This is a genomic window from Methanobrevibacter oralis (assembly GCF_001639275.1).
GTDB lineage: Archaea > Methanobacteriota > Methanobacteria > Methanobacteriales > Methanobacteriaceae > Methanocatella > Methanocatella oralis.
Window position 1 is genome coordinate 1 of the sequence record NZ_LWMU01000059.1, and the last position, 20,888, is coordinate 20,888.

Annotated in this window: 12 protein-coding genes; 10 read left to right on the forward strand and 2 right to left on the reverse strand. The window is 24.4% G+C overall.

The features are described from left to right. The first annotated feature begins 356 nt into the window (after positions 1-356). From MBORA_RS04385 to MBORA_RS10810, 5 genes are all read left to right on the forward strand, one after another. On the forward strand, positions 357-854 hold the full coding sequence (locus MBORA_RS04385; protein WP_063720287.1) for a helix-turn-helix domain-containing protein: 498 nt from the start codon (positions 357-359) through the stop codon (positions 852-854). Positions 855-1,336: 482 nt separating this feature from the next. Then, complete coding sequence (locus tag MBORA_RS11120) at positions 1,337-1,540, forward strand: transposase (protein WP_394328385.1); 204 nt, start codon at positions 1,337-1,339, stop codon at positions 1,538-1,540. Positions 1,541-1,744: 204 nt separating this feature from the next. Then, entirely contained in the window at positions 1,745-2,782 is a 1,038-nt protein-coding gene (locus tag MBORA_RS04390) for a phage integrase SAM-like domain-containing protein (RefSeq protein ID WP_063720288.1), read from the forward strand. Between the two features lie 252 nt (positions 2,783-3,034). Further along, positions 3,035-5,050, forward strand: coding sequence for a BREX-1 system adenine-specific DNA-methyltransferase PglX (gene pglX, locus MBORA_RS04395; protein WP_063720289.1), 2,016 nt, complete (start codon positions 3,035-3,037; stop codon positions 5,048-5,050). Positions 5,051-5,297: 247 nt separating this feature from the next. Further along, positions 5,298-5,468 carry a hypothetical protein gene (locus MBORA_RS10810; protein ID WP_157944464.1) on the forward strand — a complete coding sequence of 57 codons (171 nt, stop codon included), beginning with the start codon at positions 5,298-5,300 and terminating at the stop codon, positions 5,466-5,468. A gap of 1,676 nt (positions 5,469-7,144) precedes the next feature. On the opposite strand, the gene MBORA_RS04405 is transcribed toward MBORA_RS10810, so the two are convergent. Beyond that, complete coding sequence (locus tag MBORA_RS04405; protein WP_157944458.1) at positions 7,145-7,420, reverse strand: hypothetical protein; 276 nt, start codon at positions 7,418-7,420, stop codon at positions 7,145-7,147. A gap of 1,072 nt (positions 7,421-8,492) precedes the next feature. Here MBORA_RS04405 and pglX (MBORA_RS04410) point away from each other — a divergent pair. Further along, positions 8,493-10,154, forward strand: coding sequence for a BREX-1 system adenine-specific DNA-methyltransferase PglX (gene pglX / locus MBORA_RS04410; protein ID WP_269319450.1), 1,662 nt, complete (start codon positions 8,493-8,495; stop codon positions 10,152-10,154). 10 nt (positions 10,155-10,164) lie between these two features. Here the strand turns inward: pglX (MBORA_RS04410) and pglX (MBORA_RS04415) are convergent, their stop codons facing one another. After that, positions 10,165-13,698, reverse strand: a complete 3,534-nt coding sequence (pglX, locus tag MBORA_RS04415) for a BREX-1 system adenine-specific DNA-methyltransferase PglX (RefSeq protein ID WP_042694050.1) — start codon at positions 13,696-13,698, stop codon at positions 10,165-10,167. A 117-nt stretch (positions 13,699-13,815) separates the two neighbouring features. Between pglX (MBORA_RS04415) and pglX (MBORA_RS04420) the strand changes: the two genes are divergently transcribed. The 4 genes from pglX (MBORA_RS04420) (at position 13,816) to brxC (ending at position 20,882) form a co-directional block, all read left to right on the forward strand. Continuing rightward, the gene (gene pglX / locus MBORA_RS04420; RefSeq protein WP_063720292.1) at positions 13,816-16,047 is read left to right on the forward strand and encodes a BREX-1 system adenine-specific DNA-methyltransferase PglX; all 2,232 of its coding nucleotides are present in this window, start codon (positions 13,816-13,818) and stop codon (positions 16,045-16,047) included. Between the two features lie 65 nt (positions 16,048-16,112). Further along, on the forward strand, positions 16,113-16,706 hold the full coding sequence (locus tag MBORA_RS04425) for a DUF1819 family protein (RefSeq protein ID WP_042694048.1): 594 nt from the start codon (positions 16,113-16,115) through the stop codon (positions 16,704-16,706). Beyond that, a complete protein-coding gene (locus tag MBORA_RS04430) occupies positions 16,707-17,288 on the forward strand; it encodes a DUF1788 domain-containing protein (protein ID WP_042694046.1) in 582 nt (193 codons plus the stop codon). A gap of 12 nt (positions 17,289-17,300) precedes the next feature. After that, entirely contained in the window at positions 17,301-20,882 is a 3,582-nt protein-coding gene (gene brxC, locus MBORA_RS04435; RefSeq protein WP_042694044.1) for a BREX system P-loop protein BrxC, read from the forward strand. Positions 20,883-20,888: the final 6 nt, after the last annotated feature.

The following is a 20,888-nucleotide window of genomic DNA, read 5'->3' on the forward strand; positions in this document are numbered from 1 at the left end:
AACCATCTAAAGCAATATTATTACCAATAGTATCATTTGAATTATCAAATGCACTAACAGCCCCTAATGATAAGAAAGCTAATAAAACAATACTAATTAACATTATCCTATTAATTTTCAAAATATTATCCACCTTTTTAATTAATTAAACAAATTATATTCAAATTATATTGAATATATGTTAATATTATATTATTTAAGATATATTTATATGTTTTTAATCATTATGATTATTGATTTAACTTGACTATTTTAGATATAGATGCTGTTAATAGGTTTTTTTCGTATTGGGTCTATAATTTATTATATAGTTTTTCTTAAAAAGTTTATACCATATAAATGACAAATTAATATTCATGGTAAAACGTAGCAAAAAAATTGAAGGGCATCTTGAATTGGATGAAATTAAGGATATTATGAAAGAATATAAGAATTCTTATGACATGTATAGAAAGTTACTTGTTATAAGTATGGTGTATCAGGGTGAAACGATTTCTCAAGCTTCTAATTATGTTCACGCAAGTAGAAAATCTGGGGAACGTTGGGTGAAAAATTATAATGAAAATGGTTTAGAAGGTTTGTATTCTAATTACCATAATTGTGGGCGTAAACCAAAACTAACTAATGAACAATTAGTCGAATTAAAAGAAATTATTACCTCTAGCGAGGAATCATATACTATTGATGATGTTCAAAAACTTATCAAAGAGTTATATGGTATAAATCATGATTATAAAACTGTTTGGACTATTATACGTAAAAAATTAGGCTTAAATTATGGAAAACCCTTCATTAAGTATTCTTCACGTCCAGAAGATGCAAAAAAACATCTAAAAAAAACTTATAAAACATAGATTTGGAAAATGAATTTTTAGTTATTTTGGATGAAACGGCCTGCCAAAATACTCCAAAATACTTCAAGAACTCTTTATGAATATGGAAACAAAAATATAATTCCAAAAATTCCTAACAGAATAAAAATCAACATGATAGGTTATTAATCAATAAAATTGCAAACCATTATGTTGAAAAAACAAAAAAATCAAATGCATTTACCTTTTTAATATCATTATGTAAATTCTGTATTTTAAATATAAAAAATGAACAAGGACGTAAATTATTATACAAAGCTATAAATCATTCCAAATTTATTAAAAAAACATTAAAAAAGAACTATCTTCAGAATACGAATTAATAAATAAAATCAATAATAAATTGTATGATGATAAATCAAAGGAAAAATCATTAAAATCAATTAAAAGAATTTGCAATAAAGAAGATCCCAACAACAAAACAAAAATAGATAACAGAAAAAGAAAAAAATATTAAACAAAATATTGAAAATCCATTAAAAAAAGAGGTAATAAGTACAGAAAAGAAAATTAATATAGTATTAGACAATATAAGAATTCATACGGCAAAAATGGTCCAAAAAGCAGCAGAAATATTAAATATTAATTTAATTTATTTAAGACCCTATTGTCCAGATTTAAATCCAATAGAAGACGTATGGCGAGTAATTAAAAAAAATAATATATAAAACATGTTATACAACCAAAAATTAGTTAATTAACTTATTTAAAGATAAATTTTATGAATTATCGACTTCAAATCATTTTATGAAAACTGGTTAAAGTTATATGGTAAAAATTTTTAGAGAAAAACTATAATAGGTTTGAGATTTATTTGAAGTGTCATCAAAAACTTATAAATTTTTTCTCTAAAAATAGCTAAAAATAACTTCATGTATTCCAATAGTATATTTCAAAAATTTTGTAGAGATAGAAATATTAAATCAAGTACTAAAAAAGGTTATGAATCCTCTTTAAGATTATATGAGAATTTCAATGGCGAAACAATCGAAAGTCTATTTGCCGAAGCACATAATGATGAGAATGAAGGAATTCCATTGAAAGATCGTAAAATTAAAAAACGTTTATTGGATTTTAGAAGCTATTTATTAAATAGTAAATTATCTCCTAATACTTCAAAGACATATTTCTCAAAAATAAAGACATTATATTTGCATTTTGAATTTGAAATACCTCATTTACCGCAAGCTAAATACGATAAAATTTATGAAACTAATTACTCGGACTTACCAACCCGTGAACATATACATGAAACACTACTAATTTCACCAATTGATTTAAAAGCAGTGATATTATTTATGAGCAGTTCTGGAACTGCAAAAGCAGAAACATTATCATTAACAGTTGGGCATTTTATTAAAGCTACTCAGGAATATCATTATGGAGGTTCAATAGAATTTATCTTAGAAACATTGGATAAAAAGAATAATATTGTACCAACTTTTTATTTGAAGCGCATAAAAACAGATAAATATTATTATACATTTTGCTCTCCTGAAGCAAGTTCACATATTGTTAAATATTTAAAAACAAGGCAAAACTTAAAATTAGAAGATAAATTATTTGATTTTACATCATCTTTGCTTTTAACTAGATTTCAAGAGATAAATGATAAAATGGATTGGGGATTTAAAGGAAAATACAGATTTTTCAGATCCCACACATTGCGTAAATTTCATGCATCCAATATTGGATTATCTGCAGAATATGTTGATTCACTTCAGGGGCGTAGCAAAAATGAAGTTCATGAAACTTACATTAAAACAAATCCAAAAAAATTAAAAGAAATATACCAATCTGCAATGAAAAATGTAATGATTTATGAAAATTCGGAAAGAAAAATAGAAAAACAAGAATTTAATATTGTAATTAATGTTTTTCTATCTGGAAAAGAGTATAATATTATATAAATTTTTTATAAAGGCTTATTTATTATATTTCCACCTTCTTTTTTTAATTTTAGTAGGGTTTTTATGAAAATTAATATTTTGAAATTTTAAAGTATGAATTATATTTCTTCACAAAAAACCAATTAAATATAAAAAGAACAAATTTCATAATAAACCATTAAAAGACTTCATGTTTAATTTATAATTATTTATTTTTTCATGTGTTTTAAAATGTGAAAACATGATTTGAATATATGTATTAAAGGTGTTATTATGGATAAAACTGCTTTAAAAAATTTTGCCATTAAATCTAGGAGAAAACTTATTGATGATACAATTTATAGATTGAGTTTAATTGGAATTACTGAGGAATATATTCAGAAACCCAAAACTGCAGATGGAATGGAAACTTATAATATTGGGGGGTCCATGAATTATACTATTTATGATGATGATATTCCAAAACGTGAATTAATACTTAAAGAGATAGAAAATAAAGGTTTTAATAACTTTGTTGAGGAAGTAGCATATACTTGGTTTAACCGCATAATTGCAATTAGATATATGGAAGTAAATAATTATTTACCAACAAAAACTCGGGTTTTATCCAGTGAAACAAAAGGTAAAAATGAACCAGATGTGATTTCTAATGCTTTAAATATAGATTTGAACTATACGGTTGATGATAAAAAATTAATATTTAAATTAAAAAACGATAATAAACTTGATGATTTGTTCCAATTTCTATTTATCAAACAATGTAATAAATTAAATGAAATTCTACCAAATTTATTCAAAGAAACAAATGATTATTTAGAATTATTATTAAACATTTCATTCACAAACAACGAAGATATTATACGGCAATTAATTATTAATATTCCTGAAGATGACTTTAAAAATCAAGTTGAAATAATAGGTTGGTTATATCAATATTATATATCTGAAAAAAAAGATTATGTGATAAATATTAATAAAAGTAATGTTAAAAAAGAGGATATTCCTGCTGCAACTCAATTATTCACAACTGATTGGGTTGTTAAGTATATGGTTGATAATTCATTGGGCAGGTATTGGATTGAGAGAAACAAAAATTCTATTTTAAAAAATAAATTAGCATACTATTTAGATGAAGCAGAACAAAATGATAAAACTCAAATAAAACTTAATAAAATTAGGAGTGAAAATATAAATGTTGAGGAATTAAAATTTTTTGATCCTTGTATGGGATCTGGACATATTTTAGTTTATGCTTTTGATGTTTTTTTAGAAATTTATAAAGAATTGGGATACACAGAAAAAGATGCTACTGAATCAATACTTAAAAATAATATATTTGGTTTAGATATTGATGATAGAGCATGTCAACTATCCTATTTTACCATTTTAATGAAAGCAAGAAAATATAATAAGGTAATTTTAAAAAAAGGTATTTCTCCAAATGTTTTTTCTATTCAAGAATCAACAGAAATTAATGATGATGTTATTGAATTTATTAAAAAACATGATTCTAAATTAGTTGATGATATCATTTATTTAAAAGACTTATTTAAATCTGGAAAAGAATCTGGTTCTCTTATCCATGTGAAGAGTATGAATTTTGATTATATGAAAGAATCAATGGCGAAATTATTAAATAATTCGAAATCAACATTATCTGAGATAAATATTAGTAACAAAATTAATAATGATATTATGGATTTAATTAACCAAGCAGAGTTATTAGCTAATAAATATCATGCTGTTGTGACAAATCCTCCATATTTGAATAAATTTGAAAAAACTATGAAAGATTTTGCTAAAAAGCACTATAAAGATTATTCTAAGGATTTATTTTCAATGTTTATATATAGAAATTTTGATTTTTGTGAAGAAAATGGTTATTCTGGATTAATGACACCATTTGTTTGGATGTTTATAAAAAATCATGAAAATTTAAGAAAATATATTATAAAAAATAAATCAATTTCATCTTTAATTCAATTAGAATATTCTGCATTTTCAGAAGCTACTGTTCCGATTTGCACATTTATTTTATCAAATTTTGAGGGCGAGTATGATGGAGTATATCTAAAACTTTCAGAATTTACTGGTGGTATGGATATTCAAAAAGAAAAAGTTTTGGATATAATATCTGGTGACGAAGTTCTTAATGATAAAAGCAAGTTTGTTACAAAACAATCTAATTTTGATAAAATTCAGCACTGTCAATTTGTTAACTCTTTGTCATATTTTTTTAGTTTTTTTTCTTTTTCTTTGATTTTTTTTTGTTTTATGTTGTGTTTGTGAAAAGATTTAAATATTGGTTGTTGTTTTTTTTGTTGTAATGGGTTTTAATTCTAGTTTTTTGCGTTTTTTATTTCTTTTTAAATCTTTCTAATTTTTGATTAACTGGTTGATTTTTTTCTTAAATTATTTTTACCATATTTTTGTAATTATATTCTTAATTTGAGCAATAATAAGTTTTATATAGGTTGGAAGACAAATATTTATACATGAAACAAAAAAACAAATGCCTTCCATATCTTATTTTTGGATGGCAACCAATATATATTTAACTATTTCGAGTGTTGATCTTGTTAGAAAAAATGATGATGAAAGAGTGCAATGTAGTTTTGGTGATGAATACTGTTCAATTTTTTTTGTATATCGATGGCATTCTATGATGAAGATTGCGTTTATTAACAAAGATGGGGTTATTGAGTAATCCATGATCCTCATTGTAAATCATTGTTTTTCTCATGATGTTATTAAAAAATCTTATAATAAGCGTAAAATCTATTTAGAAAACGGAATTAGTGTTTATTATTAAAGTCAAGCGATATACTTTGTAAGAAATGTAGAAAATATAGTCAAGTATTAGGCTTAATAGGAATTTTATGAAGATTTCTGTAATTTTTCAACTAAAATGAAAAACAAGGCAATTGAGTTGCGAAAAAGATGGTTGGAATTCATTAAGAAATCTTTCTTGGACATTTAATGTTTTTAATAGCATTAATATGTCATATGAAACGATATAGAAAATCGCTTTTAACTTTCAATAGATTGTTATTATGTTAACACCGATATGAAATTTTCACCTCTATGCTGCTTATGACTGTACAATGGATTATGAATTGAGCGAAAATGGTATTATAGACATATATTATATTGATTTAATTAATCGAATGCCTATTGCAGAGTTAATATAGAGTGTTGGCAGAAATTATTTGATTTTGAACATTTTTCATTTCTCCTTTTTTTATGAAAACTTTTTTTAATTTAATGATATGAATTTTATAGAATTAATAACTGTAAATAAATCAATATTATTTTCTTTAATTAGACTAAACAATCTATATTAAATTGTAGGATGCTACAATGGTGAACATTAAGTTCTGAACTCTTTTTAATCCAGTTATTGGAATGTCGTCATAAATGATAAATTCTTTTGAAAGTTCCATTATGTGCTTCTACAGTTTTAGAACGTAATTATATATTCTTTTATTCCTTCTTCAGTAGCCATTAATCTCCTCATTTTTGTATGCAACTTCATGAACATATCGAGTTATTGTTCTATGATTTTTTTGTAAAAGCAAATTCCTGCAAATTTGCAATTTCTGCAAGCAAAATAGTTTAGAATAGAGTAATTATGAGTTTTTATTGCCTCCACATTTTTTCAGGTGGAGCATCATATTCACCATCGAGTGTTAATTCATGTTTTTCTGGACAAATAACAACATTTTTTATATTCATCAAAATCAAAAATAATCTATAAGCAAATTGGTTTTCTGGTAAATTATCAGAATTATTCTCGATTTTGCTGTGATGTAGGAATTAAAGCAGATATGCCAAGATTATCTAAAATAATTCAAATTTGCTAATAGTTAAATAAATCGTATCTGCACTAATTTTGCTTGGTTTGGAATTTAAATTAGTAGAGGATTTGATTCATTAAGGCTGGAATTTGATAAATGATCATGTTGGGATTTTGAACAGCATTCACACCACAAATCAATTTAGATTTCGTATCTGTTCCCCCAATTGAAATGTTTAATGAAAATTTAGGATATATTTTTGACTTTTATCCTTTGTTTTCATTAATCTAGCATTCATGATCATTCAAAGCCAACGATATTTGACCAGACCAATCAAGCAAAATGCCACCAATGAAAAAGAATATTGACTTTTTCATTCATCCGTATTTTAGATTTTATCATTTAAAAATTTCCTTGCTGTTTTTCTAAGCTTCTTAATTTCATCTTTTATTTAATTTTTGCACCATATAATGTCTTATTAATAAACTAAGGTCTTTTTCTTTAATTATATTGAAAGGAGAGTTTATAAGCTTTTTTAATTGTTCCATCAATTGCAATATGTTCATAATCAGTTAAACCAATTTTATTAGCTACAATTAGTATAAAATTCATTATTAACTGGTAAATTGGTTGAAAATACTTTACAATAATCTCTTATTGTCCTGTCACTTGGTTCTATGCCGTGAGATATAATATTGTATAAATTATTGTGTTTAGCATTATAAGATAATTCCACTGTGCTTGTTATTTTATTAATATATCCATAAAAAAAATTAGTTTTATCCATATCTTTTAGATTAAATGGTGGTTTTCCCACATTTGAAGTGTTACGTTTAATTTTAAAGTCAATTAAAAGTTCCATCAACGATTGTTGATGCAAGGATACATAAGTTGAAATTCGTTCTCCATTTCATCAATTTCCTTATTAAAATCTCTTAAAATATAGTTATTTAAAATCATAATAATTAAAACTCCATATATTTGATTAATATAATTATAAAATCCATTATAATTAATTATATATATGTAATTTATAATATAAATAGATTTAAATAACTTATAGTTAGAATAAAAAATTTATAAACCTTATTATTAAAAACTAACAAGTATTCATAAGATAAATTGTATTTTAATTGAAATAATGTAATTAAATTAAAAAATAATCAAAAAAAATAACTTTAAAAAAAATTAAATTATGAAATTGAACAAAATTTAATAAAAAAAATGTAAACTTAGTAAAAAATGAACAATGATTAAAAACTAATAATTTCTGCCAACACTCATATAGTGAAAAAAGAATGATTCTGCAACAACAAAAAAATTTTATAAAAAAAACAGCATCCAAAGCAACAGAGTCCATTGCAATAGTAAACTAGATTTAAAACCAGAATATAATAAAATAATGAGAGAACTCGGATTTGATACAACCAACACATGCACATTTCACTTAAGTATTATAATATCAATGAAGAACTATAGAGAAGAACTAAAGCAAATGCGCAAAATGAATATGAAAGCAATCTAAAAAAAAAACAAAACCCTAAACTACTCAGAAACACAAATCAAAAAAAAAACAATCCAAAAAAACAGGGATAAACAACTACAAAATATGAAATCAACGAAAATATTATAAGCATATTTTTACAATATTATCCAAAAAAGAAACCTACAAAGAAGCAATATGAATACATCAATTTCCTAAAAGAAAAATTAATAAACTTATCCACCAATTCTAGCAAAATACTTAAAGAAAAAATTCTTCCCAGAATTACAAAAAATACATTACAAATCCTTAAAAAAAGACACAAAGGAAAACTAGACTGTACTAACAATCAAATAGAAAATTACATTGGAAATACAATGCCCAAAACACACAAAAAGAAAATTAGAACATTAAAAGGAACATTCAACCAGATAATGCACCAAAAAAATGGCTGGATCGAAAAACGAAAACAAGAGCTAACAAATTGACAGTCCCTAAAATTCCAAGTTGTCCAATTGCATATTGGGCGGATGAAAATTTAATTAATTGTTTTAATAATACAAAATTAGAATCAATAGGGAATATTAAAGTAGGTCTGCAAACTGGTGAAAACGATAGATTCTTAAGATACTGGTTTGAAGTAGATTTTAATAAAATTGGGTTTTCTTCAAAAACATGTGAAGATTCATCAACTAGTGGTTATAAATGGTTCCCTTATAATAAAGGAGGATCATTTAGAAAATGGTATGGAAACCAAGAGTATATCATAAATTGGGAGAACGATGGTGATGAATTGAGAAATTTCAAAAAATCTGTTTTAAGGAATTCTAAGTTTTATTTCTATAAATCATTAAGTTGGTCAAAAATATCTAGTGGAAAAATTGCATTCAGATATTATCCTAATGGATTTATTTTTGATGTAGCAGGTTGTTCAGTATTTTTAAATGAAAATTTAAATTATATTATGGGGTTTTTAAATTCAAATGTTTGTAGTAGTGTTTTAGATTTAATTTCACCAACTTTAAATTATGAAGTAGGTCATATTTCTTCACTACCTATTAAGATTGATGAAACTAAAAAAGATAAAATTGAAAAGTTAGTATTAAATAATATTTCAATATGTGAAGAGGACTGGAATGATTATGAAACTTCTTGGAACTTTAAAAAACATCCTCTTTTATATTTTAATAATAATTTACTAGAATCAAATTATAATGAGTGGGTTGAATATAAAAATAATCAATTTAATAATCTAAAACAAAATGAAATAAAATTAAATGAACTATTTTCAAAAACTTATAATCTTCCATTTGATAACACTATTGAAGATAAACATATTTCTATCAAGAAACCTAACTTAAATGAAGATATAAAATCATTTATTTCCTTTGCTGTGGGTTGTATGTTTGGACGTTATAATTTAGATGTAGAAAATCTATTTTTTGCTGGAGGAATATTTGATTTAACAAAGTATAATAAATTTATTCCTGATAATGATAATATTATTCCGATATTAGATACGGAATATTTTGAAGATGATATTGTAGGAAAATTTGTTGAATTTGTTAAAATATGCTATGGGAAAGAATATTTAGAAGAAAATCTTGAATTTATTTCAAATTCATTGTCAACTACAAATAAATCTTCAAGAGATAAATTAAGAGATTATTTCATTAAAGATTTCTTCAATAATCACAATAAAATTTACAAAAAAAGACCTATTTATTGGCAATTTAATAGTGGAAAAGAAAATGCATTTAATTGTTTAATTTATGTTCATAGATTTGATTCAACTTTAATAGCTAAAATAAGAACAGAATATTTGCATAAAACACAAAAAGCTATTGAACAGAGAATTTCAAATTGTAATGAAATTTTTAAAAATACAGATTCAAATTCTGAAAAAGTTCGGGTAATTAAAGAAAAGAATAAATTAATTAAACAATTAGAAGAAAGTGTTGAATTTGACGAAGTTCTAAATCATATAATTAATTTAAATATATGCATAGATTTAGATGATGGTATAAAAATCAACCATAATAAATTTCAAAATATAGTTTTACATAAAGATGGAGTTAAAGATAAAAAAATAAATCTTTTAAAGAAGATTTAATTTTATCTTACTAAATTTTTTTAAGTAAATTAACTTTTTTAGATTTTTTACCTTCGTAAGTTACTTCAATTTTTTGAAAAATAGTGTAATTATCTTTTATTCCATTATCCAAATCTAATTTAATATTTTGATTAGCAATGTGGGCTAGAACTTCATCATAATCTTGTGTTTCTTTAAGTTGTTTTTGAAGTTTATTTTTATCTTTAGTGGCTTTATTAATTTCTGTATTTGATGAACTATTTTTTATTCTATTATCACAGTTAGATATGGATTGTTCAATAGCTTTTTGTGTTTTGTGTAGATAATCAGTCCTTATTCTTGCAATGAGATTTGGTTCATATCTATGAATATACACTAAACAATTAAACCCATTTTCTTTTCCACTATTAAACTGCCAATATATTGGTCTTTTTTTATATGTTTTTTTGTGGTCATTGAAGAAATTTTTAAGCAAATAATCTCTGATTTTTTCTCTAGAAGATTTTTTATTTTTAGCTAATGCATCAGCTATGAACTCTAAATTTTCTTCCAATGTGTCTTCTCCAAAACATATTTTAACAAATTCAATGAATCTTCCAACAATATCATCTTCAAAATATTCAGAATCAAGAACTGGAATTATATTATCATCATCAGGAATGAATTTATGATAGTTGTTAATGTTAAACTCTCCACCTGCAAACTGTAATCCATCATTATCTAAACTATAACGTCCAAACATACAACCAATGGCATAAGAAATAAATGATTTGGCATCTTCCTTTAAATTGGCAAGATTTATAGGTGTTTGAGATTCATTCTCTTCATCATTTTGTAAATTATAAATTTGAGAAAATAATTCATTTAATTTAATTTCATTATTTTTTATTAGAGTTAATTCTTTATTTTTATAATTTTCCCACATATTATAATTTGTTTCAATTAAATCAGAACCATATTTTAGGAAAGGATGTTTCATAAAGTTCCAAGAAATTTCATAATCATCCCAATCTCTTTTTGAAATAGATATATTTTCATTAACAAGATTAACAACACTTTTTTCTAAATTTTTATTAAATATTATTGGAATTAAACTAATATCTCCAGCTTGATAATTTAAGGTAGGTGCGATACAATTTAAGATTTTTTGAGAAATATTTGTATTTAACAAACCTATAATGTATTTTTTTGATAAATTTGTATTTAAAAATATAGAACATGAAGCTGAATCAAAAAGAAAACCTTCAGGATAATCTCTAAAACTTATTTTTGAACTTGATATTCTTGACCAAGATATTGATTCATTAAATTGAAATTCTCTATTAGAAACATTTGCTTTTTCAAAATTTTCTAACTCAGAACCGTTATTTTCAAAATTTATCACATATTCTTGATTTCCATACCATTTTCTAAATGACCCTCCTTTATTATAAGGGAACCATTTATAACCACTAGTTGATGAATTTTCACATGTTTTTGAAGAAAACCCAATTTTATTAAAATCAACTTCGTACCAAAATCTTAAAAATCTATTATTATCGGCAGTTGCAAGACCTTGTTTAACTGATGCTATTGATTCTAATTTTGTATTATTAAAACAATTAATTAAATTTTCATCCGCCCAATATGCAATTGGACAACTTGGAATTTTATCAAAATTAGATTGTTTTGTAACAAACTTGCTTTTATCATTATAAAACTCTTTTTCTTTTTTGCTTTCTGAGTTAAACTCAGTTAATCTATGAAATGTTGAGTTGTAATTTTCAAGAAAATTATTTCTATTAATAAATGTTGTTGCCTGCACTACTTCTCCACCAATTTCTTCAAATGCATGTGCTCCTAAGTGCACCATATCAATTATTGTATGGTTATTTATTAATTCAACTCTTAATTTTTCAAATGTTGATAAAAACATGAATGATTGTTGAGTAATCATTGCTATAAATCCATTCGATTTAACAAATTCATGACATTTTTCAATAAATACTGCAAATAAATCTGATTTTGAATTTGGAAAATTATTTTTCAAATAATCTTTTAATTTCGGATTCATTCCACTATTTCCCATATAAGGGGGATTTGTAATAACAATATCATAATTTTTAGACATTATTTTAGTTTGATTTAATATATTCCTCAAAATTTGAATTTCATTTTGATAGTTAAATTTATTTAAATTATTTTTATTTGATTCAAAATTATAAATTAATTCAAATAGTTTATTAATATCCATATTTTTAATATCCAAAATACTACCATATTCTTTTGCATCTTTAAATGAATTATAAAGATATTTTAAATCATTTTCTATGGTTCTGTCTTGTGAAACCAATTTTTCAATAAAATCTTCAGAAATTGAATTAGTTTCTTCAATTGAGCATAATAATGGTGAAATATTTTTTGTTAAAATTCTTCTATTGTATTTTCTAGCTTTCATTAAAACTGCAAAATATGCTAGTTGATATGCTCTTTTATCAATGTCCAAACCATATAAATTATTTTTAAGAATAGATTCACAAGCATCTTTTTCTGTGTAACCTTCTGAAACATAAATGTCCATTAAAACTTCAAATGCATATACTAAAATATGGCCAGAACCCATACATGGATCAATTACAGTAATATCTTCTGGTTTTAAAATTTTTGATTCTTTTTTAAGATCAATTAATTGCTGTTTGACTTCTGATTCTTGTTCAGCTTCTTCAACATAATATTTCCATTTTGATTTTAAATTGCCATTAGGATGTCCTTCTAACCATAATCTTCCAACAGAATTTTCAACCATGTATTTTACAATCCAATCTGGAGTAAATAATTGTGTAGCTGCTGGGATTCTTTCTTTAGAAATTTTAATTCTCTTTTTAAGATTAGCAAAAGTTTCATCTTTTAGTTCAGTGTTATAAAATTGATATAACCATCCAATTATTTCAACCTGACTTCCAAAATCTTCTTCAGGAATATTATCAATTAATTGCCTAACAACTCCTTCTTCATTTGTAAATGAAATGTTTAATAATAATTCTAAATAATCATCGGTTTTTTCAAATAAACCGGGAAGAATTTCATTTAATTTATTACATTGTTTGATGAATAAAAATCTAAATAACTCATCTAATTTATTTTCATCTTTAAGTTTAAAAATTAATTCTTTATCTTCATGAGTGTAATCTAAATCAATATCAAATGCTTCAGTAACGATATCGGGTTCAATTTTTCCAGAAGTTTCTGATGATAAAACTCTAGTTTTAGTTGGTAAAAAATTATTTATTTCCATAAAACGAATAGCAATTATACGATTAAACCACGTATATGCCACTTCTTCAACAACATTTTCAAAACCTTTTTGTTGAACTTCCTTAACTAATTGTTCTCTTTTTTTTATATCTTCATCATAAATACTATTAGTTGATCCACCAATAGAATAAGTTTCAATTCCATCAACTGAACTAATAGACTCATTAATTGTATCTTTATTAATCCCAACTAAACTCATTTTATATTCAACATCCTCTATTAACTTTTTACGTGAATTAATAGCAAATGTTTTAATTGCAGTTTTATCCATAATTTCACCAATATTTAATTAAAATTATATCTCTTGATGTTATTAAATAGTTGCTATTTTTTCTGTCGACTAATAGTGTGGATAAATGGAATATTGAATTAGTTACAAGACAGAACCATGGAAAATGATTTAAAATATCTTTATAATTCATTTAAAGATGCAAAAGAATTTGGAAGTATTTTAGAAATTAAATCCCTAGATTTTAATAAAATAATTAAGTTACTCAATGATTTAAAATTAAATAATACATTAACTAAGTTTAGATATCAAAATGAGATAAATTTATTAACCACTATTGCGAATCAAGCAAAAATAATATCTAAAAAATACGATGTTGTAGTAACTAATCCCCCATACATGGGAAATAATGGAATGAATCCAAACTTAAAAGAACATATTAAATCCAATTTTCCATTAGCAAAAACAGATTTATTTGCAGTATTTTTAGAAAAAGGATTAAATATGGTTAAAAATCATGGTTTTAATTGTATGGTTACAATGCAATCGTGGATGTTTTTATCAAGTTTTGAAAAATTTAGAAAAAAATTAATAGAAACAACTACGATCTCTAATTTATTACATATGGATAATATGGTGATGAGAATTGCATTTGGAACATCTGCAACTGTATTTAGAAAAACCACATTAATGAATTATAATAGTACTTTTTATCATATTAAATTAAGTGATATTAAGAATGATATAGTAGCCCCATCGTTTTTTAATGATGGAAATAAACATGTGATTAATCAAGGTGATTTTGATAAAATACCAGGAAATCCAATTGCATATTGGATTACTGATAATATTGTCTCTGCATTTTCTGATAATTATTTATTGAAAGATGTTTCAATTTTGAAAAGTGGTAGATCAACAAATGGGGAAAATGATAGACTATTTAAATTTTGGTTTGAAGTAGATTTCAATGAAATCACTTTTGATGCATTAAATTTAAATCAAGTTAAATCTCAATATGTGCCTCTAAATAAAGGGGGTTCTTATAGAAAATGGTATGGAAATAAAGATTATGTATCTCTTAAAGAATTTGCAGTGGATTCAGATTTTGAGTTTAAAGAATCAGTCACTTGGAGTGATATTAATAGTTCTAATTTTAGTGTAAGATTCCATGAATCCGGTTTAATATCAAATAATGTTGGAAAAAGAGCTTATTTTAAAGATAAAAATGATTTATTATATATTTTAGGTTATTTAAATACAAATTTCTGTCAATTTTTGTTAAATTTAATAATTCCTACAATACATTTTGACATTGGATATGTAGGAAAGATCCCTATTAAATATCATGATAAATCATATGTTGTTAATTTAGTAAAAAATAATATAACTCTATCAAGAAATGATTGGAATGAATATGAATTAAGTTGGAATTTTAAAAAGCATCCTTTTTTAAATTTTGATTCAACATCATTAGTAGATATTTTTAATCAATGGATTGAATATAAACAAAATCAATTTAACTCATTGAAATCAAATGAAATAAAGTTAAATAAATTTTTTAATTCGATATTTAATGTTAATGATGTTGTTGGATGGGATATAGATGATAAAAAAGTTTCAATTACTAATTCTGATTATAATTTAGATATTCAATCATTTATTTCATTTGCCGTTGGTTGCATGTTTGGTCGTTACAGTTTAGATAGTGAAGGATTGCAATATGCTGGTGGTGAGTTCGATTTAACAAAATACAACACATTTGTCCCTGATGATGACAATATAATTCCAGTTCTTGATTCTGAATATTTTGAAGATGATATTGTTGGAAGATTTGTTGAGTTTATAAAAACATGTTTTGGAAAAGAAGACCTTGAAGAAAATTTAGATTTTATTGCAAATGCTTTAGCTAAAAATAAAAAGTCATCAAGAGAAAAAATCAGAGAGTATCTACTTAAAAACTTCTTCAATGCTCATAATAAAACTTACAAAAAATGCCCAATATACTGGCAATTTTCAAGTGGAAAAGAAAATGGATTTAATTGTTTGGTATATATGCATAGATATGAACCAAATCTCATTGCAAGAATTAGAACTAATTATTTACATAAAACACAAAAAGCAATTGAACAAGCAATTGTAAATTGTGATAATATTATCAATCACTCTTCATCAAACTCGGAAATTAGAAAAGCAACCAAAGAAAAAAGTAAACTTCAAAAACAATTAAAAGAAACACAAGAATATGATGAAGCACTAGCACACATCGCAAACCAAAATATCGAAATTGATTTAGATGATGGAGTAAAAGTAAACTATGCAAAGTTCCAAGATGTAGAAGTTTCCAAAGAATGTAAAAAATCTAAAAAAATCAACCTGCTTAAAAAATTATGACTTCAAAGCAATAATTCAAAATATTTATTATATTATTTACATATATTAATGATAGTGATAATATTATGAAATATAGTGCTGGAATAAAAAATATTTCGTTTTGGCTTTTAGAATCCAAATTAACTGCAGAATATATTCTTGATGGCCTTTCAAAAGAAGAAATTTTAGATTTATCTTTAAATGAAAACCTTTACCAAGTTGAAAGTCAATATAAAGTTAAAGATATTCCTAACAGATTATTCACTCGTTTAAAGGATTTTTCAGAGGAATCTTTAACTTATTTTATTAATTGTGATGTGAATTCTAGTAAACTTTTTGTCATTATATCTATCTTAAGAAATGATAAATTATTTTTTGAATTTGTTCATGAAGTATTTAGAGAACACATTCTTTTAGGAAATTATGCACTTAAACAATCTGATTTTGACATTTTTTTCATGAACAAATCAAATCAAAGTAAGATTATTGGTAATTGGACTGAAGAAACTGTTAATCGGGTTCAAAGGCAATATAGATTTCTATTAAAAGAAGCTGGCTTGATTGAAAAAGATGATAATGAATATAAAATAATTATTCCTTTCATAGATTATAGATTAAAGGATTTGATGATTAAAGAGAATTTAACTCCTTATTTAAATGCAATTACAGGTGAAGGTTAAATGAACATTGATGAAAAAATTAGTAAGATAGAACCTAAGATTAAAGAACCTTTTTTTCTTGAAAATAAAGGTTTAAGTAATGAAGTTGGATATTATATCTTTGATTATAATCCTAAATATGAACTTAAAGTTAGGGAGGAAGTTTCAAGACTAAAAAATAAATACACTGCTGATTCAAATCATTCATTTTTTATAGTCGAATTCGATTTGTATGAGGTTATAATTGAATTATTACGAAATGAGGGATATTTAAAAGATATTTTTATATTTGAAGAAGAAGATGGGATTGATGAGACTATAAATGCAATCGTAACATTTTTACAATTGAATTCTGATGAAAATAATTTAATTGTGAACCATATAATAAATAAAACTCCAGATAATTGTGTAGTATTTTTAACAGGTGTTGGAAAATCATATCCTATTCTCAGATCACACAATGTTTTGAATAATTTACATCAAAAATTAAATAAAGTTCCAGTCGTCTTATTTTTCCCAGGAAAATATTCTGGAACTGACTTAGTTTTATTTAATACATTAGAGGGTTCTAATTATTACAGAGCTTTTCCATTAATAATATAAAAGGGATTTTTTATGCAGATAAAGAACATGTTTAAAAAAGATATTGAAAGAAATATCAAAGGTGTAATAACAGTTGATAAAGAAAAAGATAATATTTATCAAGAATTAGAGGAATATGTTGTGACTAATGAACTATTAAAACATTTTTCAGAGTTTTTTTCAGTTTATAATAAAGGAATTACGAATCCAACTGTTGATATGGGTGTTTGGATTTCAGGTTTCTTTGGAAGTGGTAAGTCTCATTTTTTAAAAATATTGTCTTTTATCTTAGATGGAAATTTGGTGATTAATGGAAGAAAACCCTTAGATTTTTTCATTGAGGATGAAAAAATTAAAGATCCTATTGTAATGGCAAACATGGAAAACTCAAGTAAGGTAAATGCAGATGTTATTTTATTTAATATTGATTCCAAATCATCATCGCAATCAAATTCTAATAAAGATCCAATATTAGATGTTTTTTATAATGCATTTAATGAAATGAGAGGATACTCTGGAAATAAACCTTTTTTAGCAGAACTTGAAAAAGAGTTAGATGAGTCTAACAAATATGATGATTTTAAAATGGAATTTGAAAAATTAAGTGGCAAATCATGGGATAAAAAAGGAAAATATAGTTTTAAATTTGAACGAAAACATATAATTCAAAGCATAATAAATATTGGATTTATGGATAAAGATGATGCTAAATATTGGGCAAATAATGCTGAAAAAACATTTGAATATTCAATTGAAGATTTTGCCATTGAAGTAAAAGAATATTGTGATAAAAAAGGAAATAATCATCATGTTGTTTTTTTAGTTGATGAAGTTGGACAATATATTGCAGATGACACTAAACTAATGTTAAATTTACAAACTATTGTTGAAGAATTAGGAATGAAATGCAAAGGAAAAGCCTGGGTTATTGTTACAAGCCAACAAAATATAGATGATATAACAAAAGATATTAGAGGAATTGATTTTTCCAAAATCCAAGGAAGATTTAAAACACGTTTATCTCTTTCTTCTTCAAATGTTGATGAAGTAATTCGAAGAAGAATTCTGGCTAAAAATGATGTTGCTAAACAAACATTAGAATCAGAATATGATAATGTAGAATCAATTTTAAAGAATATTTTATCATTTGAAAAATCTGCTGAAATGAAAACTTATGAAAGTGCAAAAAACTTTGCAGAAATTTATCCATTTGTACCTTATCAATTTAATTTAGTACAAAATGTTTTAACATCTATAAGAGAACATTCTGCTTCAGGTAAACATTTAGCTGATGGTGAAAGATCAATGCTTGCACTTTTTAAAGAATCTGCAATTGCTGTTAAAGATAAAGAAGAAGATACATTAGTCCCCTTTAGTATTTTTTACAATGCTATTGAAGAATTTTTAGACAATACTTATAGTATGGTAATTCAAAAAGCAAGAGACAATAATTTTTTATTTGATTTTGATGTTGAAATATTAAAAGTTTTATTCATGATAAAGCATGTTAAAGAAATTAAAGCAACTTCTAAAAATATTACTACTTTAATGATTTCTAATATTGGTGAGGATAGACTTGAACTTAATCATAAAGTTGATAAATCTTTAAAACGTTTACAAGAACAGACTTTAATTCAGAAAAATGGCGAGATTTACTCCTTTTTAACAAATGAAGAGCAAGATATAAATCGCGAAATTAAAAATCAAATTGTAGATGATGGTGAAATTTTAGATAATGCAGCAAATAGAATTTTCACAGAAATTTATCCTAAAAATAAATATAAATTCAGTAATAGTTATAATTTCCCATTTAACCAATCTATTGATGATAAAAAAATTAACAATAGAGAATTTGATATTGGAATAAGAATAATAACTCCTAGTTATGAAGCTAATTTAATCGATTCAGCTCAAACTTCTTTTGGTGAAGGAAATATGCATAATATTTTGAAAAGTCTATCTGAAAAGAATAATGAGGTTATTATTCACCTTTCAAATGAATCTTTGACGGTTTTTGATGAAATTAGGGAATCTTTACAAATTCATAAATTTTTAACCAAAAAGAGTGCGGATTTAAAAGCAGAGTTAAGAGCACGTAAACAAGGAGAATATAATGATAAAATTGAAAGAATTAAATTATTCTTAGAATCTGCAATTAAAGAATCTACAATTTATGTTAAAGGCGATAAGGTAGATATTGCTGAGAAAAATATTGAATCAAGACTTGATGAAGCCATGGGCAAACTTGTGGATAAAGTCTACAATAAATTAAGTTATATGGATTTTGCACCAGATAAAAGTGATATTAAATATGCTTTAACTCAAGATTATCAACAAGTTCTTGTAACAAATGATAGTGATTGTATAAATGCATTAAATGATTTGGACAACTACATATTAGAACAATCAAAAATAAGTAACACTATCACTTTAAAAAATCTGCTTCAAAGATATTCTAAAGCACCTCATGGATTTAATAATTTAGATATTCAATGGCTAGTCGCAACTTTATTCGCTCAAAAAAAGATTACTTTAATAATGAATAGTAATGAACTTTTTTTAAGAGAAATTGGTGCTCAAAAAATATTTGAATATTTAACAAAAACAGAATTCTTTGAAAAATTATTAATTGAAACAAGAGATACAATTGATGATAAAAAAATCAAAGCCGTTAAAAATGTTTTGGATGAATGTTATGATTTAAATATTCCATTTGATAATGATGAAAAAATAATGGATGAATTTAAAAGAGTAAATAAATTAAAATTAGATGTTATCGATGAATGTATTTCAGAATTTAGAATTTTTGATAAATACCCTGGAAAAAAAACTCTTGATGAAGCTAAAGAATTATTCACTGATGTAGATAATAAGAAAAATACTTCAAAATTTTTTAATTTTGTTTATGAAATGGAAGATGATTTCAAAGATATCTCAGAATATTTAGAACCAATATTATCATTTTTCCAAGGAAGGCAAAAAACAATATTTGAAGATTCGTGTGCTGTTTGGGATGTTTATGAAAGCAATAGAAATCTAATTAATGATTCTTTATTATCTAAAAAAGCATCTGAGATTAATAAGATTATTCAAATGCCTAGTCCTTATTCAAATATTAGAAGATTGCCAGAATTAAATAAAGAGTTCAACTTTAGATTTGATCAAATTTTAGCAGATGAAAGAACAATCATAGATAATGATATTAATAATGATTTAAATGATGTTTTATCAAGATTAAATAATGATGAACTTAAAAACGAATTTAAAAATGAAGTTAATTCAAAATTTTCAAGATTAAAAGATAAATTAAACTCACAGAAAAATATTGCTATTATTAAAGGAATTACTACTGAATCTAAAAATCTTAGAGATAGATTTATAAAAGATATTGATAACTTTACTGTTGTAGTGCCACCAACTGAACCTGGTGAACTTCCTGCCAGTACTCTACCTAAACCAATTATTAAAGAAGTTTCAGTAGATATTAAAAAGATTACCTCATCTTCAAGACTTAAAATAGAATCTGAACAAGAAATTGATGAATTATTAAATAAAATTAAAGCTAAACTTAAACATGAATTACAAAACAATGATGTTGTTAATTTGGAGTTATAGAGGTTT